The 22,579-nt window shown below is 74.8% G+C and carries 23 protein-coding genes; 17 read left to right on the forward strand and 6 right to left on the reverse strand.

Annotation, left to right across the window (positions count from 1 at the left end):
- Positions 1-69: 69 nt before the first annotated feature.
- The 10 genes from RDV89_RS08915 to RDV89_RS08960 all read left to right on the forward strand — a co-directional run bounded on the left by RDV89_RS08915 (position 70) and on the right by RDV89_RS08960 (position 11,599).
- On the forward strand, positions 70-1,008 hold the full coding sequence (locus RDV89_RS08915; protein ID WP_315732716.1) for a LysR family transcriptional regulator: 939 nt from the start codon (positions 70-72) through the stop codon (positions 1,006-1,008).
- Between the two features lie 128 nt (positions 1,009-1,136).
- Positions 1,137-2,417, forward strand: a complete 1,281-nt coding sequence (locus RDV89_RS08920) for a flavin-containing monooxygenase (protein WP_315732620.1) — start codon at positions 1,137-1,139, stop codon at positions 2,415-2,417.
- Between the two features lie 56 nt (positions 2,418-2,473).
- Positions 2,474-2,917 carry a RidA family protein gene (locus RDV89_RS08925; protein WP_315732621.1) on the forward strand — a complete coding sequence of 148 codons (444 nt, stop codon included), beginning with the start codon at positions 2,474-2,476 and terminating at the stop codon, positions 2,915-2,917.
- Complete coding sequence (locus RDV89_RS08930) at positions 2,914-3,582, forward strand: DUF1028 domain-containing protein (RefSeq protein ID WP_315732622.1); 669 nt, start codon at positions 2,914-2,916, stop codon at positions 3,580-3,582. Before RDV89_RS08925 ends, RDV89_RS08930 begins: the two co-directional genes overlap by 4 nt.
- Entirely contained in the window at positions 3,579-4,727 is a 1,149-nt protein-coding gene (locus RDV89_RS08935; protein WP_315732623.1) for a M20 family metallopeptidase, read from the forward strand. The genes RDV89_RS08930 and RDV89_RS08935 overlap by 4 nt, the downstream gene beginning before the upstream one ends.
- Positions 4,724-6,193: an aspartate ammonia-lyase gene (locus RDV89_RS08940; protein WP_315732624.1), complete on the forward strand. Its 1,470-nt coding sequence runs from the start codon at positions 4,724-4,726 to the stop codon at positions 6,191-6,193. Before RDV89_RS08935 ends, RDV89_RS08940 begins: the two co-directional genes overlap by 4 nt.
- Before the next feature lie 60 nt (positions 6,194-6,253).
- Positions 6,254-6,820, forward strand: coding sequence for a Chromate resistance protein ChrB (locus tag RDV89_RS08945; protein WP_315732625.1), 567 nt, complete (start codon positions 6,254-6,256; stop codon positions 6,818-6,820).
- The gene (locus tag RDV89_RS08950; RefSeq protein ID WP_315732627.1) at positions 6,813-8,060 is read left to right on the forward strand and encodes an MFS transporter; all 1,248 of its coding nucleotides are present in this window, start codon (positions 6,813-6,815) and stop codon (positions 8,058-8,060) included. The genes RDV89_RS08945 and RDV89_RS08950 overlap by 8 nt, the downstream gene beginning before the upstream one ends.
- Positions 8,061-8,123: 63 nt before the next feature.
- Positions 8,124-10,913 (forward strand): DEAD/DEAH box helicase, encoded by a 2,790-nt coding sequence (locus RDV89_RS08955; RefSeq protein ID WP_315732628.1) that lies wholly within the window; start codon positions 8,124-8,126, stop codon positions 10,911-10,913.
- Complete coding sequence (locus RDV89_RS08960) at positions 10,910-11,599, forward strand: SWIM zinc finger family protein (protein ID WP_315732630.1); 690 nt, start codon at positions 10,910-10,912, stop codon at positions 11,597-11,599. Before RDV89_RS08955 ends, RDV89_RS08960 begins: the two co-directional genes overlap by 4 nt.
- A 227-nt stretch (positions 11,600-11,826) precedes the next feature.
- Here the strand turns inward: RDV89_RS08960 and RDV89_RS08965 are convergent, their stop codons facing one another.
- Complete coding sequence (locus tag RDV89_RS08965; protein ID WP_315732631.1) at positions 11,827-12,480, reverse strand: LysE family translocator; 654 nt, start codon at positions 12,478-12,480, stop codon at positions 11,827-11,829.
- A gap of 7 nt (positions 12,481-12,487) precedes the next feature.
- A complete protein-coding gene (locus RDV89_RS08970; RefSeq protein WP_315732632.1) occupies positions 12,488-13,042 on the reverse strand; it encodes a TetR/AcrR family transcriptional regulator in 555 nt (184 codons plus the stop codon).
- Between the two features lie 125 nt (positions 13,043-13,167).
- Here RDV89_RS08970 and RDV89_RS08975 point away from each other — a divergent pair, with 125 nt between their 5' ends.
- Positions 13,168-14,706, forward strand: a complete 1,539-nt coding sequence (locus RDV89_RS08975) for a zinc ribbon domain-containing protein (RefSeq protein WP_315732633.1) — start codon at positions 13,168-13,170, stop codon at positions 14,704-14,706.
- 39 nt (positions 14,707-14,745) lie between these two features.
- Here RDV89_RS08975 and RDV89_RS08980 read toward each other — a convergent pair whose 3' ends face one another.
- Positions 14,746-15,432: an EcsC family protein gene (locus RDV89_RS08980; protein WP_315732634.1), complete on the reverse strand. Its 687-nt coding sequence runs from the start codon at positions 15,430-15,432 to the stop codon at positions 14,746-14,748.
- A gap of 34 nt (positions 15,433-15,466) precedes the next feature.
- Here RDV89_RS08980 and aat point away from each other — a divergent pair, with 34 nt between their 5' ends.
- The 4 genes from aat (at position 15,467) to RDV89_RS09000 (ending at position 18,095) form a co-directional block, all read left to right on the forward strand.
- Positions 15,467-16,147: a leucyl/phenylalanyl-tRNA--protein transferase gene (gene aat, locus RDV89_RS08985; RefSeq protein ID WP_315732635.1), complete on the forward strand. Its 681-nt coding sequence runs from the start codon at positions 15,467-15,469 to the stop codon at positions 16,145-16,147.
- A 97-nt stretch (positions 16,148-16,244) separates the two neighbouring features.
- A complete protein-coding gene (locus RDV89_RS08990; protein WP_315732636.1) occupies positions 16,245-16,991 on the forward strand; it encodes a hypothetical protein in 747 nt (248 codons plus the stop codon).
- A gap of 110 nt (positions 16,992-17,101) precedes the next feature.
- Complete coding sequence (locus tag RDV89_RS08995) at positions 17,102-17,542, forward strand: hypothetical protein (protein WP_315732637.1); 441 nt, start codon at positions 17,102-17,104, stop codon at positions 17,540-17,542.
- Between the two features lie 109 nt (positions 17,543-17,651).
- Positions 17,652-18,095, forward strand: a complete 444-nt coding sequence (locus RDV89_RS09000; RefSeq protein ID WP_315732638.1) for a hypothetical protein — start codon at positions 17,652-17,654, stop codon at positions 18,093-18,095.
- A gap of 18 nt (positions 18,096-18,113) precedes the next feature.
- On the opposite strand, the gene RDV89_RS09005 is transcribed toward RDV89_RS09000, so the two are convergent.
- Genes RDV89_RS09005 through RDV89_RS09015 form a run of 3 tightly spaced genes read right to left on the reverse strand, consistent with a single transcriptional unit; the run spans position 18,114 to position 19,766 of the window.
- Complete coding sequence (locus RDV89_RS09005; RefSeq protein ID WP_315732639.1) at positions 18,114-18,449, reverse strand: rhodanese-like domain-containing protein; 336 nt, start codon at positions 18,447-18,449, stop codon at positions 18,114-18,116.
- Positions 18,450-18,463: 14 nt separating this feature from the next.
- Entirely contained in the window at positions 18,464-19,330 is an 867-nt protein-coding gene (locus RDV89_RS09010) for an Fpg/Nei family DNA glycosylase (RefSeq protein ID WP_315732640.1), read from the reverse strand.
- Positions 19,331-19,376: 46 nt separating this feature from the next.
- Complete coding sequence (locus tag RDV89_RS09015; protein WP_315732641.1) at positions 19,377-19,766, reverse strand: VOC family protein; 390 nt, start codon at positions 19,764-19,766, stop codon at positions 19,377-19,379.
- A 94-nt stretch (positions 19,767-19,860) separates the two neighbouring features.
- Here RDV89_RS09015 and RDV89_RS09020 point away from each other — a divergent pair, with 94 nt between their 5' ends.
- Both RDV89_RS09020 and RDV89_RS09025 read left to right on the forward strand, forming a co-directional pair.
- The gene (locus RDV89_RS09020) at positions 19,861-21,072 is read left to right on the forward strand and encodes a DUF8462 domain-containing protein (RefSeq protein WP_315732642.1); all 1,212 of its coding nucleotides are present in this window, start codon (positions 19,861-19,863) and stop codon (positions 21,070-21,072) included.
- Between the two features lie 22 nt (positions 21,073-21,094).
- A complete protein-coding gene (locus RDV89_RS09025) occupies positions 21,095-22,330 on the forward strand; it encodes an MFS transporter (RefSeq protein ID WP_315732644.1) in 1,236 nt (411 codons plus the stop codon).
- Positions 22,331-22,579: the final 249 nt, after the last annotated feature.

A 22,579-nucleotide genomic window follows, 5' to 3' on the forward strand; every position in this document is an offset into this window, starting at 1 on the left:
CGCGGCCCGTGTTGCGACGCCCGGGCGGGCGATCCATGCTGTGCCGGGACTCGTGAAGGGGGTCAGGTGATGAAGCTGCCCGCGTTCACCCTCGTGCAGCTGCGCTACTTCGCGGCGGCGGCCGAGGAGGGCAGCATGACGTCGGCGGCCCGTCGGCTCGTGGTCTCGCAGTCGGCGGTCTCGACCGCGGTCGCCCAGCTCGAGCGGGAGCTGGGGGTGCAGCTGCTGATCCGCCACCACGCGCGCGGCCTCACCCTCACCCCGGCCGGGCGGGCCTTCCACGCCGAGCTGCGGGCCTTCCTCGCGCACAGCCAGGAGCTGGCCGAGGCGGCCACGAGCGCGGGCACCGACCTCGCCGGCAGCCTCCACGTGGGGTGCTTCGAGACCATCGCGCCGTTCTGGCTGCCCGAGATCGTCACGACGTGCGCCCAGCGCCACCCGCGGGTCGAGCTGTCGATCCGGGAGGGCGAGCACGCCGCGCTCAAGCGCGGCCTCCGCGAGGGCGACCTCGAGGCGGCCGTGATGTACGCGTACGACCTCGAGCCCGACCTCGAGGCGACCGTCGTCGGGAGCGCGACGCCCTACGTGATGGTGGCGGCCGACCACCCGTTCGCGGAGCGCGGGTCGGTCGCGCTCGCGGAGCTGGCCGACGACCCGCTGGTGATGCTCGACCTGCCGCACACGAGCAACTACTTCCACTCGCTCTTCGAGATCGCCCAGGTCAACCCGCGGGTGCGGCACCGTTCCCGCGGCTACGAGACCGTGCGGGCCATGGTCGCGGCCGGACACGGGTACGCCGTGCTGAACCAGCGCCCCGCCCACGCGCTCACCTACGGCGGCGCCGTCGTCGTCACCCTCCCGATCGAGGAGCGGCTCCCGGCGCTCGACATCGTCACGGTGCGGGTCGGTGGCACGCGCCCGACCCGGAAGGCGGCGGCCTTCGTGCGCCTGTGCGCCGCGGTCGGCGAGCGGCTCGGCGTGGGCGGGTCGGCGGAGCCCACCTCGTAGCCATCGGAGGATCCGATGCAGGAGGCCGCAAACATCTGTTGGACAGGTGATCGAGGCCACCGCAGGATCGGAAGGGCGCCGGCTCCGCTGCCGGGACCGGCGCCCCGATGACGAGTGGGAGGTCAGGAATGACACGCGAGCAGACGGACGTCGTGGTGATCGGTGCGGGTCAGGCCGGGATCGCCGCGAGCGAGCACCTCGGTGCCGAGGGCGTGCCGCACATCGTGCTGGAGCGGGGCCGCATCGCGGAGCGGTGGAGGTCGGAGCGCTGGGACTCCCTCGTGGCGAACGGGCCCGCGTGGCACGACCGCTTCCCCGGCCTGGAGTTCTCGGACGTCGCCCCCGACGAGTTCGCGTCGAAGGAGCAGGTCGCGGACTACTTCGCGGCGTACGCCCAGAAGCTCGGCGCACCGGTGCGCTGCGGCGTCGAGGTCACGTCCGTCCGGCGGATCGAGGGCTCGCAGCGCTTCGAGGTGCAGACCACCGACGGTGTGATCGAGGCCCGCTTCGTCATCGCCGCCACCGGGCCGTTCCAGAAGCCCAGCATCCCGCCGATCGTGACGGGCGCCTCCGAGGTCCTGCAGATCCACTCGAGCGCCTACCGCAACCCCGGGCAGCTGCCGGACGGAGGGGTGCTGGTCGTCGGGGCGGGCTCGTCCGGGGTCCAGATCGCCGACGAGCTGCGGCGCGCGGGCCGCGACGTGGTCCTCTCGGTCGGCCCCCACGAGCGCCCGCCGCGGTCCTACCGCGGGCGCGACTTCTGCTGGTGGCTGGGAGTGCTCGGTCTCTGGGACGCGGAGACCCCGCCCGAGGGCGCCGCCCACGTGACGATCGCGGTCAGCGGGGCGAAGGGAGGGCACACCGTGGACTTCCGCGACCTCGCGGCGAACGGCGTGCGGCTCGCGGGCATGGCCGCGTCGTTCGAGGACGGCGTGCTCCGCTTCGCCGACGACCTCGACCGGAACGTGGCCGAGGGCGACGCCAGCTACCTCGCCCTGCTGGACGCGGCCGACGCGTACGTCGAGCGCACCGGCCTCGACCTCCCCTCCGACCCCGCGGCCCGCGACCTCGGACCGGCGCCCACGACGATCCAGGGCGGGCCGGTGACGGCGCTCGACCTGGCCGCGGAGGGCGTGTCCACCATCGTGTGGGCGACGGGCTTCACCGCGGACTACAGCTGGCTGCAGGTCGAGGACGCGCTCGACGCGACGGGCCGGCCGCAGCACCGCCGCGGTGTCTCGACGGCGCCCGACGTCTACTTCCTCGGTCTGCCCTGGCTCTCCCGTCGCGGGTCCAGCTTCATCTGGGGCGTGTGGCACGACGCCAAGCACGTCGCGGGCCACGTGCAGACCCGGCGCAGCTACCTCGCGTACGACGCCGCGGCGGCGCGGGTGCCCGTCGGGGGCTGACCCGCGACGAGCCCCGACCGACGCACGACGCCCACCCCACCGACCCGGGAGACACCATGACCCAGAAGAGCATCGTGGCCGGCGGCCACCTCCGCGTGCGCCCGTTCAACACGAGCCGCACCTACCCCGAGCAGAACCTGGACAACGACCTCTGCCAGGCCGTCGTCGCCGGCAACACGGTCTACGTCCGCGGCCAGATCGGCCAGGACCTCGACACGAGCGAGTCCGTGGGGATCGGCGACGTCGAGGCCCAGACCGAGCGCGCGATGGCCAACATCGACATGCTGCTGCGCGAGGCGGGCTCGGAGATGGCCCACCTGGTGAAGCTCACGATCTACATCGTCGACCCCCGCTACCGCGAGACGGTCTACCGGACCATCGGCCGGTGGACGAAGGGCGTGCACCCGATCTCCACCGGCCTGGTGGTCAGCGCCCTGGCGCGGCCCGAGTGGCTGGTCGAGGTCGACGCCGTCGCCGTGATCCCGGAGGTGGCGCGGTGACGTTCTCCGTGCTCGGCGCCGACGGCGCCGGTGGGATCGGGATGGCGGTCTCCTCGTCGAGCCCCGCGGTGGCCGCCCGCTGCATCCACCTGCGACCCGGCGTCGGTGTCGCGGCCTCGCAGAACGTGACCGACCCGCGCCTGGGCACGAGGCTGCTGGACGCCCTCGAGCAGGGCCTCCCTGCCGCGGACGCGCTCGCCTCCGTCACCGGCGCGGAGGCGACGATCGAGCACCGCCAGCTGTGCGTGCTCGACGTGGGCGGCGACGGTGCCGCGTACTCGGGTCGGCACGCGCTGGGCCGGCACGGCTCCGTGACGGGGTCGATGGTCGTGGTCGCGGGCAACATGCTGTCGTCGACGGACGTCCTCGACGCCGTCGCCGACGCCTTCGTGGCCGGTGAGGGCGACCTCGAGGTGCGGCTGCTCCGGGCGATGACCGCGGGCCTGGCGGCCGGAGGCGAGGAGGGGCCGCTGCACTCCGCGGGCCTGGCCGTGGCCCGGCGCGCCGGATGGTGCGAGACGGACCTGCGCGTCGACTGGAGCGAGTCGCCGCTCGAGGACCTCGGCGAGCTGCTCGAGCTGTGGTTGCCGCAGCGCGACGACTACGTGGTGCGCGGGACCGATCCCTCCGCCGCGCCGTCCTACGGCGTCCCGGGTGACCTGTGACGGCCGACGTGCGTGAGGCGTACCGGTCGCGGGCGGGCGCCGTCGTGCGCCGGGACATGGACGCGCTCGTCGACCTGTCGGAGCGCCTGCACGCCCACCCGGAGACGGCCTGGGAGGAGCACCGTGCGGCGGGCTGGGTCCCCGAGCCCCTCGCGGATGCGGGCTTCGAGGTGACCCCGGGCTACCTCGGCCTCGAGACGTCGTTCCACGCCACGGCCGGCAGCGGCCCCTTCCGGGTCGGGATCTGCGCCGAGTACGACGCGCTGCCCGGCCTCGGGCACGCCTGCGGCCACAACCTCATCTCCGCCATCGCCGTCGGCGCCGCCCGCGCGCTCGCGGCCGTCGCGGACGAGGCCGGCCTGACGGTCGAGGTCTACGGCACCCCGGCCGAGGAGGGCGGCGGCGGGAAGATCGAGATGCTCGATCGCGGCGCGTTCGTCGGCCTCGACCTCGCGATGATGGCGCACCCCGCGCCGGTGGACGTCGTCGAGGCGGAGCCCTTCGCCGTGTCCCACTCGCACGTCGAGTTCACCGGCAGGGCCGCCCACGCCGCGGCGTACCCGGAGGACGGCATCAACGCCGCCGACGCGTTCACCATCTCCCAGGTCGCGCTCGGCCTGCTGCGCCAGCAGCTGCCGGCCTCGGTCCGCGTCCACGGGATGATGACGAACGGCGGCGAGGCGCCCAACGCGATCCCTGCCCGCACGGAGGGCCGGTGGTACGTCCGGGCCGAGTCGCTGGAGCAGCTGGCCGAGATCGAGCCGCGCATCTGGCGCTGCTTCGAGGCCGGGGCCCTGGCGACGGGCTGCGAGCTGTCGGTCGAGGCGGAGAGCAAGCCGTACGCGGAGTTCCGGGCCGACGCGGCAGCCCTCGAGAGCTACCGGCGCAACGCCACCGCGCTGGGCCGCACGTTCGAGTCCGGCACCCGAGCGGCGCGGATGAACCGCGCGTCCACCGACATGGGCAACGTCTCTCAGGTGGTCCCCGCCATCCACCCCTACGTCGGGATCAACTCCCTCCCGGCGCTGAACCACCAGCCCGAGTTCGCGGCGCGCTGCGTGGGCGCCGATGCGGAGGCGGCGGTGCACGACGCCGCGGTGGCGCTGGCGTGGACGGCGCTCGACACCGCCGGGGAGCGGCGATGAGCGTCGCGTCCGCCACCCGCACGGAGCGCGACTCCCTCGGCGAGGTGGAGGTGCCGGCCGACGCGTACTGGGGGATCCACACGGCACGGGCCGTCGAGAACTTCGCCGTCAGCGGCACCACGGTCGGGCAGCACCGCGACCTCGTGGCGGCCCTGGGGACCGTGAAGCTGGCCGCCGCGCGCACCAACCACGCCCTCGGGCTGCTCGACGACCGCCGCCACGACGCGATCGCGCTCGCCGCGGAGGACGTCCGCCGGGGTGCGCTCGACGGATCGTTCGTCGTCGATCCGGTCCAGGGCGGCGCCGGGACCTCGACGAACATGAACGCCAACGAGGTGATCGCCAACCGGGCGCTGGAGCTGCTGGGCCTGCCCCGGGGGCGCTACGACGTGATCGACCCGCTGGACCACGTCAACCGGTGCCAGTCCACCAACGACGTCTACCCGACGGCGATCCGGATCGCCCTGGTGGACGTGGTCGACGGACTGATCGGGGCCACCGCCGCGCTGGCGGACTCCTTCGCCGCGAAGGCGACGCGCTTCCGGCTCGTCCCCAAGATCGGTCGCACGCAGCTGCAGGACGCGGTGCCGATGACCGCGGGGCAGGAGCTGGGGGCCTTCGCCGTCACGCTCCGCGAGGAGCTGGCGCGCCTGTCGGACGTGCGGCGGCTCCTGTGCGAGGTGAACCTGGGGGCCACGGCGATCGGCACGAGCATCACCGCGCACCCCGACTACCCGCGCGAGGTCGTCCGCCACCTCGCGGAGATCTCCGGACACCCGGTCGTGCGGGCCCGCGACCTGATCGAGGCCACGAGCGACGCCGGCGTCTTCGTGCAGACGTCGAGCGTCCTGAAGCGGCTGGCCGTCAAGGCGTCGAAGATCTCGAACGACCTGCGGCTGCTGTCGTCGGGCCCCCAGGCCGGGTTCGGCGAGCTGCTGCTCCCCCCGCGTCAGGCGGGGTCGAGCATCATGCCGGGCAAGGTGAACCCGGTGATCCCGGAGCTGGTGAACCAGGTCGCGTTCTCGGTGATCGGCAACGACGTCACCATCACCATGGCCGCCGAGGGCGGGCAGCTCCAGCTGAACGCCTTCGAACCGATCATGTGCCACTCCCTGCTGCAGAGCGCGCAGTGGCTGCGCCGTGCGCTGGACGCGCTCCGTGAGCTGTGCGTCGACGGGATCGAGGTGAACACCGAGTCGCTGGCCGCAGCCGTGGCCCGCAACGTCGGCCTGGTGACGGCGCTGACCCCGGAGCTCGGGTACGCCCGCAGCGCGGAGATCGCGAAGTCGGTGCTGGCCGGGGAGGGCGTCGTCCGCGACCTCGCGCTCGCCACGGGGCGGATCGCTCCGGACGTGGTCGACGCGCTCCTGCGCCCGACCGCGCTCGCGAACCTGGCGCCCGTACGCCCGGACGACGGCTCCGCGGCGGACCCGACGACCGGCGACCCCTGGTTGCAGCTCGGCTGACGCACGACGCGGGCGTTCGTGCCGACGGCGGCTGATGTAACACCTGCTACATTCCCGCCCGTGACGGACGCTACCGCCTGGCTGCTGGTGATCCCGCGCGTGCCCGCCCAGCCCTCGCGTCACCGCGTCGCCGTGTGGCGCGAGCTGCGGCGCACCGGTGCGGTGCCGGTCGCCGCGGGCACCTGGACGCTGCCCGACCTGCCCGCCTTCACCGACCGCCTCGCCACGGTCCGCGAGCTGGCCGAGCGCGGCGGGGGCTCCCTCGCGGTGCTGGCGGCCGCGGCCCACGGCGACGGCGACCTCGCCGTGCTGGTCGAGGCCTTCGCCGCCGCTCGCCGCGACGAGTGGGGCGAGCTCGTCGCCGAGTGCGACCGCTTCGAGGCCGAGATCGCGAAGGAGATCGCGAAGGAGAAGTTCACCTTCGGCGAGCTCGAGGAGGAGGAGCAGGGCTTCGAGCGGCTGCGGCGCTGGCACCGCGACCTGGTCCGCCGCGACGTGCTCGGCCTGCCCGAGGCGGCGGTCGCGACGACGCGGCTCGACGAGGTGGGCCAGGACCTGGCCGGCTACGCCGAGCTCGTCTTCGCGGCTCAGCTGCCGGGGGCGGCCGACGGGCCCGAGCGTGGCTGAGCGTCCCGCCCGCTGGTCGCCCTGGCGCACCGTCACCGTCTTCGGGTTCGTCAGCCTCGCCGCCGACATGGTCTACGAGGGCATGCGCTCGGTGGCGGGCCCCTACCTCGCGGCCCTCGGCGCGGGCGCCCTCGTCGTCGGGCTCGTCACCGGCGCGGGGGAGGCCACGGCCCTCGTGCTGCGCCTGGTCTCCGGCCCGCTCGCCGACCGGTGGGGCCGGCACTGGACGCTGACGACGGTCGGGTACGCGATGACCGCCGTCTGCGTACCGCTGCTCGCGCTGGCCCCGCACCTCGGCGCGGCCGGCCTCTCGTTCGCCGCGGTCCTCATCCTGCTGGAGCGGGCGGGCAAGGCGGTGCGCAGCCCGTCGAAGTCGGCACTGCTCGCCGACGTCGCCCGCGAGGTCGGCCGCGGCAAGGGGTTCGCGGTGCACAAGGCGCTCGACCAGGTCGGCGCGTTCGCGGGACCGCTGGCTGTGGCCGGTGTGCTGGCGCTGACGGCGTCGATGTCGACGGCGCTGGCCCTGCTGGCCCTGCCGGGCCTCGTGGCGATGCTGCTGCTCGCGCTGCTGCGGGCCCGGGTCGGCGGGCCGGGCGGGATCGGCGACGGGCCGCCGGAGCCGTCGGGCGGCACCGGTGCGGGCACCGCGATCGAGCCCGCGGACGCGACCGTGCTGCCGCGGTCGTTCTACCTGTTCGCGCTGTCGGTGGCCTGCTCGACGGCGGGGCTCACCACCTTCGGCGTGCTGTCGTTCCACCTCGTCGAGGCCGGCCTCGTGCCGCTGGCGGGCGTACCGCTCGTCTACGCCGGGGCGATGCTCGTCGCGGCCGTCGGCGCGCTGGCCACGGGGTGGGCGTACGACCGCTGGCAGGGCCGCGTGCTCCACGTCCTCGCGCCCCTCGTGGCGCTGGTCCCGGTCCTGGCGCTGGCCGACGCGCTGGTGGCGGTGCTCGTCGGCCTCGCCGCCTGGGCGCTGGCCGGCGGCGTCCAGGACTCGACCGTCAAGGCCCTGGTCGCCGACCTGGTGCCGCGGCGGCGGTTGGCGACGGCGTACGGCCTCTTCGCCGCGTTCCAGGGCGCCGCGGCACTGCTCGGCGGCGTCGGCGCGGGTGCCCTGTACGCCGAGCACCGCGGCCTGCTGGTCGTCCTCGTCGCCCTGCTCCAGGTCGTCGCGGCGGCCCTGCTCGTCCGGGTGCTGCGGCGCTCGGGCGCCGGGGCCCGCGGGGTGGCGGCGCGGTAGGTGGCTGTCGGCGGCGCGCGCTAGGTTCGCCGGGTCCCGCACCACGCCCGTCGAGGAGCACCGTTGAGCTTCGTCCCGCTGACCGGACCGGCGACCTTCCGGGCCGCCGACCCGCCGCGGGACTCCGTCGTCACGTTCACGGGCCCGGCGCGGACGGTCGACCTGCCGGTCCGGGCCGCCCTGCCGGTGCTCACGCGCGCGCACGCGGACCCGTCGGTGCACCCGAGCGTGGGCCTGCTGGCGGGCACGGCCCTGCTGGCGGTGCGCCTCGTGGCCGCGGGCGGGTTCGCCCCCGCCTCCGAGGGTGACGCGTGGTCCGCCGTGCTGGGCGCCGACGACCACGACCGGCTGACGATGCTCGCGCGTGCGCGGGCGCACGAGGAGATGGACGCCGACGAGGCGTACCGGACGGCGCGCGCCGCGCTGGACGCCATCGTGGACACGCTGCCGCGCACGCCGCCCAGCGCCGGCCGGGGCGCGCTGCCCCGCGCCCGGCCCGGCGTCGGCCGGCCGCAGCCGCCCGAGCGGCCCGCGCCGGTCGAGCGCACGGAGTTCACCGAGCGGCTGCGGGCGCGGATCGCGTCGGTACGCCGGCAGGTCGCCGACCCCGGCACGCTCGCCCAGCTGGTCACCGTCTCGCTGCGGGTCGAGGCCGACGAGGAGGAGCTGCTCGCCGGGTCGGTGCGCCTGGTGCTCCAGGTCCACGACCAGCGCGACCCCGCGCGCTTCTGCGAGGCCGGGGCGCTGTGGCGCCGCGAGGAGTCGGCGGGAGGGTTCGGCGAGCGGGCGCGGACGCACGCGGCCATCGCGCTGCGCGACGCCGCCGGCGCCTGGCCGGTGCTCGACCGGTTCGGCGACCTGGCCGTGCCCGACGAGATCACCCTCGACGGCGACGAGATCGCGAGCCTGCTCGAGGACGGCGTGGCCGCGCTGCGCGAGCGGGACGTCGACGTGCTGTGGCCGCGCAGCCTCGGGCGGGACCTGACCACGCGGGCCGTCGTCGAGCACCGGCCGCGCTCGGACGGCAAGCGCGAGGACCTGCTCTACACCGGCCTGTTCGGCACGGAGTCGCTCTTCGGCTTCTCCTGGCAGGTCGCCCTCGGCGGTGAGGCCCTCACGCACGAGGAGATGGACGAGCTCGCGAGCGCCGCCTCGCCGGTGATCAAGCTGCGCGGGTCGTGGACGGTGGTCGACCCGGCCGTCGCGCGCCGGGCCCGCAAGCGGCTGGTGCGCGGACTCAAGCCCGCCGAGGCCGTCGCCGCCGCCCTGACCGGGGTGGTCGAGGTCGACGACGCGCCGGCGGAGGTGATCGTCGGCGCGTCGCTGCTGAAGGCCCGGGAGCGCTTGCTCGCCGCCGCGACCCGCGAGCCCGTGCCCACCCCGGCCGCCCTGCAGGCCACCCTGCGCGACTACCAGCGCCACGGGCTGACGTGGCTCGCCGAGCTGACCGGGCTGGGGCTCGGGGCCTGCCTGGCCGACGACATGGGTCTCGGCAAGACCGTCACGCTCATCGCGCTGCACCTGCACCGGCTCGAGCAGGAGCGCCCGCCCGAGGCGCCGGCGCCGGGCCCGACCCTCGTGGTGTGCCCCGCCTCGCTGCTCGGCAACTGGGAGGCCGAGATCCGGCGTTTCGCCCCGGGCACGCCGGTGCGTCGCTTCCACGGGCAGGCCCGCTCCCTCGACCCCGTCGCCGGGACGGATCCCGGCTTCGTGCTGACGACCTACGGCACGCTGCGCAGCGACCTGGCCGGCCAGACCAAGGCGCTGGCCGGCGTGCGCTGGGGTCTCGTGGTGGCCGACGAGGCCCAGCACGTCAAGAACCCCGCGTCCAGCACGGCGCGCTCGCTGCGTCGGCTCGACACCGCGGCCCGGGTCGCGCTGACCGGCACGCCGGTCGAGAACGACCTGACCGAGCTGTGGGCGATCCTCGACTGGGCCACGCCCGGTCTGCTGGGCAGCCGCAACGCGTTCCGTCGCGCCTGGGCCGCGCCCATCGAGTCGGGCGCCGACCCGGCCAAGGCCCGGCAGTTCGCCGACCTGATCGGGCCGTTCCTGCTGCGGCGCCGCAAGTCCGACCCGGGCATCGCCCCGGAGCTGCCGCCGAAGACGGAGACCGACCACCTCCTGGACCTGACGCGCGAGCAGGTGGTGCTGTACGAGGCGTACGTCCGCGACTGCATGGAGCGCATCGAGCGGGCCGACGAGGACAGCCGGCGCGGCCTGGTGCTCGCGATGCTCACCGGGCTCAAGCAGATCTGCAACCACCCGGCGCACTTCCTCAAGCAGACCAGCGGGCGGATCGCGGGGCGCTCCGAGAAGGTCGACCTGCTCGACGAGCTGCTGCCGACCCTGGTGGCGGAGGGGTCGTCGGTGCTGGTCTTCACGCAGTACGTGGCGATGGCGCGGATCCTCGCCCAGCACCTCGAGGTGACGGGCGTACCCCACCAGCTCCTGCACGGCGGCACCTCCGTCGCCGAGCGCGAGCGGATGGTCGCGGCGTTCCAGGCCGGCCCGGAGGCCGACGGCCCGCCGGTCTTCCTGCTCTCGCTCAAGGCGGGCGGCACGGGGCTCAACCTGACGCGCGCCGACCACGTCGTGCACCTCGACCGGTGGTGGAACCCGGCGGTCGAGGAGCAGGCGACCGACCGGGCGTACCGGATCGGTCAGACCCGGCCCGTGCAGGTGCACCGGTTCGTCACCCGCGGCACCATCGAGGAGCGGGTGGCCGAGCTGCTGCAGCGCAAGCGGGCGCTGGCCGACGCGGTCCTGGCCCGGGGCGAGGGTGCGCTGACGGAGCTCGGCGACGCGGAGCTGCGCGAGCTCGTCGCGCTACGGCGGGACGGGCGACCGTGACCGAGGGTCGCGTCACCCACCCGCGGATCGAGGCCCGGCCGCGCGCCGGCCACCGGCTGTGGTGGGGCAAGGCCTGGCAGCGGGCCGTCGAGGAGGCGTCGTTCGCCGAGGCCGACCTGCGTGCCGCGATGCGGCTGGCCCGGGGCGGGATGGTCGGCGGCATCACCGTCGGCGCCGGCTCGGTGCTCGCCGCCGTGCGCGAGGGCGACGACGCGTGGACGGTGACGGCGGAGGTGCCGGTGCTGGACGACGCGGCGCTCGGCGCGCTCGTCGAGGTCGTCGCCGCGCAGTCGCGGCGGCTCGCCGACCTCGCCGCGGGCGACCTCCCGCACCAGCTGGTGGAGGACGCGGAGGAGGCCGGCGTCGAGCTGCTGCCCTACGGCGGCGAGCTGGCGACGACCTGCACCTGCGGCGCCCCGCTCGACCCGTGCCGCCACGGTCTCGCCGTGCTCGTGCAGGTGGGCTGGCTGCAGGCGGCCGACCCGTTCGTGCTCCTCGCCCTGCGCGGCGCCGCCCGCGACGAGCTGACCCGGAGGGTCGGGGAGCTGTCCGCCCCGGCGCCCGGCCCGACCGGCTCGGCCGGTGCCTCCCCGGCGAGCGACGACGAGCCGGACGCCCTCGACGTGGCGACCGACGCCGCCCTGCGCGCCTCCCGCCTCCTCGCCGACCTCGGCATCGACCCCTGACCCACGCGCCTGACGTCGAGCTGCGGGCGCGGCCGGGCCCGGGCCCCGGGACCACGAGACCACGAAGAAAACGCGGACGGCGACTGGGAGAACGCGGACCCTGACGGCGCCGGACGGCCCCGTGGTCCGCGTTTTCTCCGCCTGGGTACGTCCGGCGTACCGCGGCGCAACCCGCAGCTCGGCGCGCGTACCGCGGCGCAACCCGCAACTCGGCGCAGGGACCGGGGCTACCGGTCCGCGACGAGCATCGACGTGCCGAGCGCGACCATCATGCTGCCGCCGGCGGCGCCGAGGCCGTCGAGGCGCTCGGGGCGCCGGGTGAACCAGTCGCGGGCGCGGGAGGCGGCGAGCGCCCACACCGAGTCGGAGCAGACGGCGAGCAGCGCGAACACCAGGCCGAGCGCGGCGACCTGCACCCCGGCGGGCAGCCCGGAGGCGTTCGTGAACTGCGGCAGGAACGCCACGAAGAACACCAGCGTCTTGGGGTTGGTGGCGCCGACGGTCGCCCCGATCCGCAGCGCGGTGAGCGGCGAGGCCCGACGCGCGACCTCCGCGGTCGCGTGCGCCTGCGCCTCCAGGGCCCGGCGCGCGTCGCCGCGCCGCCGGACGGCCTGCACGCCGAGCCACACGACGTACATCGCCCCGACGACCTTGACGACCGTGTACGCCGTCGCGCTGGCCGCCACGACCGCGCCGAGGCCCGCGGCGACGAGCAGCACCTGCAGGGTCAGCCCGAGCGCGTTGCCGACGACCGAGAGCAGGGCGTCGCGGCGCCCGACGGTCAGCGCGCGACCGATGGTGAACAGCAGGCTGGGGCCGGGCACCTGGATGAAGAGCACGGCGGCGAGGAGGAACGCTCCCCACTGGTGGGTCGTGGGCACGGCGCCATCATCCGATCCCGCAGGCCCGCAGCGCCATCCGGTTGAGGAGGTCGCGCAGCGCGGGGTCGTCGAGCAGGCCGCTGTGCGGCGTCGAGTTGAGCAGGCCGAAGAGCGCGTGCGCCGTGGAGCGCGACGCGTCGAGGTCGAGGTCGGGGTCGAGCTCGCGCAGCCGCGTGGCCCACACGTCGACGTAGGAGCGCTGCAGGCTGCGTACGCGTTCGCGTGCGGCGGGCGGCAGCGACGACCAGTCCCGGTCCTGCACGACGATGAGCGAGCGGTGCTCGACCGCGAAGGAGACGTGCCAGTCGACGAGCGCGCGCAGCGCGTCCTGCGGGCTCGCCGCGCCCCGGGAGCGGGCGGTGCCGACCTCGAGGAGCCGCTCGCTGATGCCGACGAGCATCTCGGCGAGGATCGCGTCCTTCGAGGCGAAGTGCTTGTAGAGCGCCGGCCCGGAGATCCCGCAGGCGGTGCCGAGCTCGGTGACGGAGACCCCGTGGAAGCCGCGCGAGGCGAACAGGTCGGCCGCCGTGGCGATGATCTGCTCGCGGCGGCTCGTGGTCACCGGCACAGGGTAGGGGGTGGGGCGGGTCGCACCGGGTTGGTGGCGACGGCGGCGTTTGCGACGGACGCCGGAGGGTACTCCTCCGGCCGGCGCGGAGCCCGAGACCGCGCGAAGGGAGTTCTGTCATGGTGTCCTGCCCGACCTGCGGCCATCAGGTGCCGTCCGACTCGGCGTTCTGCGAGCGCTGCGGCACGCCGCGCGACGCGACGCACATCGCGCCCGGGGCCGCGCCCGGCGGGTACGACGCCAGCGACGGCTCGTCCGCCGGCGGTGACGCCCCGACGAGCTTCGCGAGCGCCCAGACCGCGCAGACGATGTACGGCAGCTCCGGCGACGGCCAGGGCGGCCAGGGCGGCTACGGCGGCTACGGCCAGTCCGGCCAGGGCGGGTACGACCAGGGTGGCTACGGCCAGTCCGGGCAGGGTGGCTTCGGCGACCAGGGCTCGTACGGCCAGGGCGGCGGCTTCGGCGACCAGTCGGGCGGCGGGTACGGGGGCGGCGGCTACGGCGGCGGCTACCAGTACGGCTCGTCCGACCCCGCGGGCGGCGGCAACGGCAAGGGCAAGTGGATCGCCATCTGGTCGGCGGTCGCGGTGCTCGTGGTCGCCGTGGTCGGCGTGGCCGCGTTCCTCGTGATCGGGCGCGACGGCGACGACCAGGCCGACGACCCGGGCGGCGACGAGACCACGGGGGAGACCGACGGTCCCTTCGAGCTCGAGCTCAACGCGTACAACGACATCCCCGTGGTCGACGGCGTCGCGACCTTCGAGCTGGAGGCCGACGCCGACCAGGTCGTCGTGATGAGCTCGACGCAGGAGGACCTCGGCGCCCCCGAGGGCCCGGACTTCGCCGACTCGACGTTCTGGATCTCGGTGGACTGGGAGGCCGGCGAGGGCCTGGCCGGCTGGACCGCGGCCGACGACGGCCCGCACGAGATCGAGATCCCCTACGAGGGCAGCGAGGAGCTCGAGACCGTCTCGGTCTACGTCAACGTGGTCGACGGCGACACCATCGACCCCGGTGAGGACGTCGAGGTCCCGCGCACCGAGGACGGCCGGTACGCCCCGGTCAGCGGCGCGGTCTTCGCGGGTCTCGACGGCACCTACGAGGTCGCCGACAACATGTACGGCACCAACACCAACGACGGCGAGTGGAAGTGCAACGACACTCCCGTCTGCACCGCGACCGGCAACGGCTTCGCGCTCGTCACGGCCCCGAACCTCACGTTCGAGGAGGTCGAGGACCCGAACGCGGGCGGCAGCACCGGTGGCTCCGGCGACACGGGTGGCTCGGGCGGGGCGACGGGTGCTCCCGCCGACGCCGAGTTCGCCGAGGGCGGCACGTCGACCGACGAGGCGCAGCTGACCGACCCGTCGGGCTCGACGCCCGGCTCGGCGACGTGGAACTTCTCGGTGACGACCGCGGGTGCGGTCGAGGTCGAGATCTTCAACGGCTACTGGGACCAGGACATCACCCTGACGGTCACGAACAGCGCCGGTCAGCAGGCGTGCACGGCCAACGAGGGCGGCGAGTGGGACAGCGAGACCTGCTCGTTCGACGCCGCGGTGGGCGACTACACGATCACCGTGACGGTGCAGGCCAGCGACGACCTGCCCAGCGAGGACCCGGACTCCTACGTGCGGGCGTACCTCAACCTCTACTGAGCCGGCCGGGCGCCGACCGAGCAGCGACCTGCGGGCGCGTCACCCGTTCTTCGGGGGGCGCGCCCGCAGCTCCTTGGCCGCGTAGCGGCCGAGCTTCCAGGTCGCCCAGCCGTCGGCGCTGAGGGCGACGACGCCGCCCAGCACGGGCACGCGTCGGCTCACGGTCACCGCGAAGCGCTTGCCGATCACCCGCGTGATCAGGTCGGTGGCCACCTCGTTGGCGAGCTGCACGTCGAGGCCCGGGTCGTGCTCGGGCGCGGTGGCCAGGGCCATCGGCGGAGCGGGCAGCGTCTTCTTCTTCAGCATCCGCTTCACCTCCTCGGGCCCCATCAGGCAGGCGAGCACCGCGTTGCGCACCCGCGGGTCCTCGAGGTCGTAGCCCCGCAGGTGGGCGATGATCGAGATCAGCCGCGACTGCACCACCGTCAGGCCGCTGATGTTCGCGGGGATGGTGACGGCCACGGTCACGAGCCCGCCGACGTTGGTCAGGAACCCCTGGGCTCCCGCGTACGTCGCGTGCTTGACCGTCGCGGCCGAGATCGCCTTGTCGACGTCGCCCTCGGCGTCGTCGAGGAACGCCTGCGCGGCCTTCGCCGCCGGCGGGAGCGGGCCGACGCCCGCGATCGCGTGGTGCAGTGCCTTGCGCACGAAGCCGGAGGTCAGCTTCGGCGCGACGGTCGGGACGTTCGACGCCGCCGCGCGGGTCACGCTCTCCTTGATGCCCATGGCCCGCAGCCTACGGATGGCTAGGTTGGAGGACGTGCCTGTGGAGCCGAGCCCGACCTTCTGGGACTTCGACGACCCCCGCCTGCGCAGCGGGGACGACGACGTCGTGGGCGCGGGCGCCGACCTGGAGCCGGGCACCCTGCTCGCGGCCTACCGCCACGGCCAGTTCCCGATGCCCGACGAGGACCGGCTGCTGTGGTTCTCCCCGGTACGCCGGGGCGTGCTGCCCCTGGGACGGCTGCGGGTGAGCCGGTCGTTGCGGCGCTCGCTGCGCGACTACGAGATCCGGGTCGACACCGCGTTCGCCGAGGTGGTCGACGCGTGCGCCGACCCGTCGCGCACGGGCGCGTGGATCGACGACCGGGTGGCGGAGGCGTACACGGCGCTCCACGAGCTCGGGTGGGCGCACTCCGTCGAGGCGTGGTGGGAGGGCCGGCTGGTCGGTGGTCTGTACGGCGTGGCGATCGGCGGGCTGTTCGCGGGCGAGTCGATGTTCCACCACCGCACGGACGCCTCGAAGGCGGCGCTCGTCGGTCTCGTCGAGATCCTGCGCGCCGACGAGGACGAGGTGCCCACGCCGCGCCTGCTCGACGTCCAGTGGCAGACGCGGCACCTGGCGAGCCTCGGGGTGACGGAGATCGAGCGCAACGCATACCTCGACCGGCTCGAGGAGGCGCTGCTGCTCCCGCCGCCGCCCGCGTTCGCGGACGCCTGAGCGCAGCGAGGCGCCGGCGGGGGTTTGGCGCGCCGCGGATCGCGACATCCTCGGCCCCAGCCCGACCGTCGGCCGGGCCGACGAAGCGAGGCGCGACATGAGCGGACACCAGCCACCCCCACCCCCGCCGGCGGGGCCGCCCGGTCCTCCCGGGCCGCCCGGCTTCCAGGGGCCGCCCACGGCGCCGCTGCCGCAGCCCCCGCGTCGCGGCGGCTGGAAGGTCGTGCTGCCGGCGGTGCTCGGCGTGCTGGCCCTCGTCGCGGCGATCGCGGTCATCGTCTGGGTGCTTTCGACGCGCGAGGACGACACCGACGACGCGGGTGGCTCGGGCGGCTCGGGCGACGACCGCAGCAGCGCCGAGTCCGAGGGCACGGGGTCCGGCGACGACGACACCGACGGGGGCGGGGACGCCGGAGCCTTCTGCGACGCCGTGCTGGTCGTCGAGGAGGTCGTGGACGACCAGCCCGACGAGGACATGGACCTCGGCGAGGCGATCGAGGCGCTGGAGGGCGCGCCGCCGCCGGACTCGGCGGGCGAGGACGTGACGGCCGGCTACGAGGCGTACCTCGACGTCCTGCGCGAGGCCGACGGCGGGTCGCGCGACGACGCCGACGACCTGATCGGCGAGCTCGAGCGGGACGGCGACTTCGTGGCCTTCGCGACCTACGCCCAGCAGGAGTGCTTCGAGGACCCGGACGACGACGCGACGGACGACGCGACGGACGACGGCTCGGACGACCCCGACGACTCCGACGACTCCGGCGACCGCGACGGCTCCGGCCGTGGCGACGGGCCGGGCGGCAACGGGATCGGCGGCGAGATCGACCCGGACCGCGAGGACTGAGACCCGCCTGAGATCGGTCTGAACGGCCACGTTTGCGCGCCGGGACCCGGGGGAGGGTGCCCCGCGCGCCGCCGCTGGGAGCGGGGGCACCCCGAGACGCAAGGAGCACGATGATGAAGCGAGTCATGTCCCTCGCCGCGCTGGCGCTGGCCGGCGCCACCCTCACCGCCTGCGGCAGCAGCGCCCCCACCGACGCCAGCAAGGACGACTTCTGCGAGGCGTTCACCGAGGCGGCCACGGACTGGTACCCGGAGAGCGAGGACGAGGAGATCGACACCACCGGTGCGATCGAGACCCTCGAGGAGACCGGCACGCCGGAGGACATCGGCGAGGACGCCCGCAACGGCTTCGAGGTCTACATCGACGCGCTCGACGAGATCAACGGCAACTCGATTGCCGACTACGACGGCGAGGACCCGGTCGAGGTCAGCGAGGACGACGAGGCCGACTTCGACGCGCTGTCGGAGTACGTCACCCAGGAGTGCGGCGGCTCGGCCGGCGGCGTCGAGGGCGGCGCCGACGGTGGCGCCGAGGACGGCACGGAGGACTGATCGTCCGCATCCGCAGCACCACTTCCCGACGGGGCGTCGGCGACCACGGTCGCCGGCGCCCCGTCGTCGTGCCCGGGCCGGCTCGGACGGTCCGGGTAGCGTGCCGCGCATGAGGCGTACCCCTGGCCGGACCGTCGGCGTCGCGCTCGCCGCGGCGAGCCTGCTGGTCGCGACGGCCTGCTCGGGCGACGAGGCGGAGCCCGAGGCGGCGCCGACCAGCGCGGCCACGTCGTCGGGCGACCAGGTCCTCGAGGACTTCTGCACGGCCGCAGGGCTGGTGCGGTTCATGGAGACCGGGGAGGACCTCAACCTGTGGGCCGAGGACCTCGGCGCGCGCACGCGCCCGGCGGACCTGCCCGCGGACGCGGCGGCCGGCCTCGACCTGCTGGTGGAGTACGCGGCGTCGGTGCCCGCCGACGCGGTCGCGGAGGACCTCGAGCAGCCGGCCTACACCGACGAGGAGGTCGCGCAGCTGCAGGCGTACTCCGCGTACCTGGAGTCGTGCCCGCAGGTCACCGACCCGCCGACGCCGTCGACGACCGCGACCCCCTGAGCGCCCCGAGGCGAGCAGTCAGCCCACCTGCGGCGTCGAGCCGTCCTCGCTGACCATCGGCCGTCCGGCGGCCTGCCAGTCCAGCATCCCGCCGTCGAGGTTCACCACGTCGCGACCCTGCTGGGCCAGCCACGCCGTCGCCTGCGCCGAGCGCCCGCCCACCTTGCAGACCACGAGGGTCTGCGTGGTCGGCACCTCGTCGAGGCGGCCGGTCAGCTCGCCGAGGGGGATGTGCAGGGCGCCCTCGACGTGACCCGCCTGCCACTCGGACGGCTCGCGGACGTCGAGCACCACGAGGCCCTCGGGCAGCGGGTCGGGGACGCCGTCGATGGTGACGGTGGGGATGGAGACCATGGTCGTCACGGTACTCACTTGAGCAGCTTGGACATCCTGCGGTCCGCGAGCGGCTTGCCGCCGGTCTGGCAGGTGGCGCAGTACTGCAGGCTCGAGTCGGCGAACGACACCTCCCGCACGACGTCGCCGCACATCGGGCAGGTCTCGCCGGTGCGGCCGTGCACCGCCATGTTCGTCTTCTTCTCGCCCTTCAGCTCGCTGGCCGCCAGGCCGCGGGAGCGCCGCACGGCGTCGCCGACGACCGTGTCGATCGCGGCGTGCAACGCGTCGACCTGCTCGTCGTCGAGGCTGTTGGCCGCCTTGAACGGCGAGAGCCGCGCGGCGTGGAGGAGCTCGTCGGAGTACGCGTTGCCGATGCCCGCGATGGTCGACTGGTCGCGCAGCACGCCCTTGACCTGGGCGCGCCCGGCCGCCTGCAGGATGTCGGCGAGCACGTCGCGGGTGAAGTCGGGCGTGAGGGGGTCGGGGCCGAGGCGGGCGATGCCGGGGACCTCGGCGACGTCGCGGACGACGTACATCGCCAGGCTCTTGCGCGTGCCCGCCTCCGTGACGTCGAGACCGGAGCCGTCGTCGAGCACGATCCGCGCGGCCAGCGTCGACTTCGAGCTCGGCCGCGGCGGCAGCGCGGGCACCTCGTCGCGCCAGCGCACCCAGCCCGCGCGGGCGAGGTGGATGACGAGGTGCAGCCCGCCGACGGAGATGTCGAGGAACTTGCCGTGGCGCCCCACGCCGTCGACGAACGAGCCGTCGAGCGCGGAGAGCGGCGGGTCGAACGTCTTCAGCGCGCTGAACGCGGCGAGGTGCACGGCCGTCACGGCGCGCCCCTCCAGACGACCGGACAGGTCGAGGGCCAGCGCCTCCACCTCGGGCAGCTCGGGCATGGCGCCGAGCGTAGTTGCGCCGTGGGCCGGAGCGCGAGGGCCGTCGTCAGTCGACGTCCGCCGCCATGTCCGCCTCGCTGCGCACGACGCAGAACTCGTTGCCCTCGGGGTCGGCGAGCACCACCCAGCCGCGACCCTCGGGCGTACGCCGGTCGTCCACCACCGAGGCGCCGAGTCCGAGCACCCTCTCGACCTCGGCGTCGCGCTGCCCGGGACCGTCGCCGGTCAGGCAGAGGTGCATCCGGTTCTTGACGGACTTGGCCTCGGGCACGCGCAGGAAGAGCAGGTCCTGACCGGTGGGCAGACGGATGCCGACCTCGTCGTCGCCCGGCTCGTCGTCGTCGGCGAGCGGGAGGTCGAGGACGGCGCACCAGAACGTCCCGAGGGCGTGGGGATCGGCGCAGTCGATGCAGATGTTGGCGACGTGGACACCCATGCGCCCACCCTGCGGCGACGGACGCCGACGGGCAAGGGCGCGCCGTCGGCGCGTCTCTACGGAACGGTCTAGAGACGTGGATACGGTCATCGACATGGATCCCGTGCGCAACCCGTACGCCCCGGGCGCCGGGCAGCGGCCGCCCGAGCTCGCCGGTCGCGACCGCCAGCTGCAGCAGTTCGAGGTCACCCTCGAGCGCGTCGCGGCCGGCCGTCCGGAGCGGAGCATGGTGCTCTACGGCCTGCGCGGCGTCGGCAAGACCGTGCTGCTCAACGCCCTGCGCTCCGCCGCGGTGCAGCGGGCCTGGGGCACCGGCAAGATCGAGGCGCGCCCCGATGCCGGCATCCGGCTCCACATCGCCCAGGCCACCCACGCCGCCGTGCGCGAGGTCGCGCACCGCCACCGTGACCCCGACCGGGTCGACGGCGTCGCCGGGGTGCTGAAGTCGTTCGCCCTGGCCACCCGCCAGGCCGACCGCCAGGGCCGCGGGTGGGTGCCGGGCGCGCACCTGTCCGATGTGGTGGCGACCAAGGGGCGCGCGGACTCCGGCGACCTCGAGCTCGACCTCGTCGAGCTGTTCACCGACATCGCCGACCTCGCCCGCGACCTGGGGGTCGGGATCGCGTTGTTCATCGACGAGATGCAGGACATCGACGTCGCCGAGCTCGCCGCGTTGTGCGGCGCCTGCCACGAGATCGGGCAGCAGGGCGCGCCGCTGATCGTCGTCGGCGCCGGGCTGCCGCACCTGCCGGCGGCGCTGGCGGCCTCGAAGTCGTACGCCGAGCGCCTCTTCGCCTACGTCGAGGTCGACCGGCTGCCGCACGAGATGGCGGAGCGGGCCTGGACGGTCCCGGCCGCCGGGGAGGGCGTCACCTTCGAGCCGGAGGCCCTCGCGGAGCTGTACCGGGTGACCGAGGGCTACCCGTACTTCGTGCAGGCCTACGGCAAGGTCACCTGGGACGCCGCCCTCGCCGACCCGATCGGCCTCTCCGACGTGCAGGCCGCGGCCCCGGAGGCGGAGGCCGAGCTGGGCCGCGGGTTCTTCGGGGTCCGCTACGAACGGGCGACGCCGGCCGAGCGCGACTACATGGTCGCGATGGCCGACCTCGCCGTGCAGACCGGTGACGGCCCGGTCGCGACCGCCGAGATCGCGCGCCACCTCGGTCGCAAGCCGCAGTCGCTGAGCCCCGCACGCGACGGCCTGATCAAGAAGGGCCTCGTCTACTCCGCCGAGCGTGGCCAGATCGCCTTCACGGTGCCGCACTTCGCGCGGTTCCTGCGGGGCCGGGACTTGAGTACGACGTAGCGTCACGGTCTTCGCTGGGGTCATGCGCAGCCCCGTCGTCTACCTCGTCTCCTACGGCCTGTCGGTCCTCGGCAACTCGGTCGCCGCGGTCGTCCTGCCCCTCGTCGTCCTGCAGACCACCGGCAGCGCGCTCGACGCCGGCATCGTGGCCGCGGCGACCGCCGTGCCGGCGGTGCTGGCGGGCCTCTTCATGGGTGGCGTCATCGATCGCGTGCACCGGCGTACCGCCTCCGTCGTCACCGACGTCGTGTCCGGCCTGGCGATCGCGGCGCTGCCGCTCATCGACCTGCTGACCGGCCTGTCCGTCGGCTGGTTCGTGCTGCTCGGGGTGGTCGGCTCGTTCGGCGACGTGCCCGGGCTCACCGCCCGGGAGACGCTCCTGCCCGGACTGGCGCGGCACGCCGGTCTGACCGTCGACCGGCTGCTGGCGGCGCGCGAGGGCGTGGGCGCCGTCGTGCTGCTCGTCGGCCCCGCCCTGGCCGCCGGTCTGGTCACCTTCCTCGACGGCACCGGCGCGCTGTGGGTGACCGCCGGCCTCGCGCTGGCCGCGGCCCTGACCACCCTGCTGCTGCCGCGGGAGGTCGGCGAGCTCGACGCCGCCCCGGTGGGCCGCTCGCCGCGCGCCGCGCTGGTCCACCTGCGCGAGGGCTGGACGTGGCTGTTCCGGAGCAGCCCCGTGCTGCTGGGCGTCACCCTGCTGAACCTGCTGCTGGTGACGGTGCTGGTCGCGTACCAGGGCCTCCTGCTCCCGGTGCACTTCACCCTCGAGGGCCAGGAGGGCCGCCTCGGCCTGGTGCTGAGCGCGCTGGCGGCCGGGATGCTGGTCGGGACGACCGCGTACGCCGTCGTGGGCGCCCGCCTGAGCCGCCGCACGTGGTTCGTCGTCGCGATGCTCGGGGCCGCCGTCGGCGTCGGCATGGTCGGGGCGCTGCCACCCGTCGTGGTCGTGCTGCTCGGCGCCGCCGTGCTGGGCCTGTTCTCCGGGATCGGCAGCACCGTGCTCGGCGTCGTGATGGTCGAGCGGATCCCCGACGGGCTGCGCGGGCGCGTGATGGGCACGCAGAACGCGATCATGACCGCGGCGCCGTCCCTCGGCATCCTCGGCGCCGCCGTGCTGGTCGACCAGGTCTCCCCGCAGGCCGCCGGCCTCGCCGTGGCGGGCCTGTGGTGCGCCGGCGTGCTCGTCGCGCTCGCCGCCCCCGCCCTCCGCGACCTCGACCCCCACGCCCTCGGCCCCCGCGCCGGCGGCGGAGTCTGAGGGTGCGGGGCGCGTCGAGTTGCGGGTCGTGCCGCGCTGGGCGCGTCGAGTTGCGGGTTGTGCCGCGCTGGGCGCGTCGAGCTGCGGACTGCGCCGGGGGTACGCACGTCAGCACGGATCGCGGCGAACGGGTGCTCGGGCAGCTCGTGCTCGCCGATGCGGCCCCGTTCGCCGCTGTTCGTGCACCTTTGCCGCGGCGCAACCCGCAACTCGACACCCGGATCCGCGGCGCAACCCGCAACTCGACGC

Origin of the sequence: Nocardioides imazamoxiresistens, assembly GCF_032378595.1 — a bacterium.
Lineage (GTDB): Bacteria > Actinomycetota > Actinomycetes > Propionibacteriales > Nocardioidaceae > Nocardioides > Nocardioides imazamoxiresistens.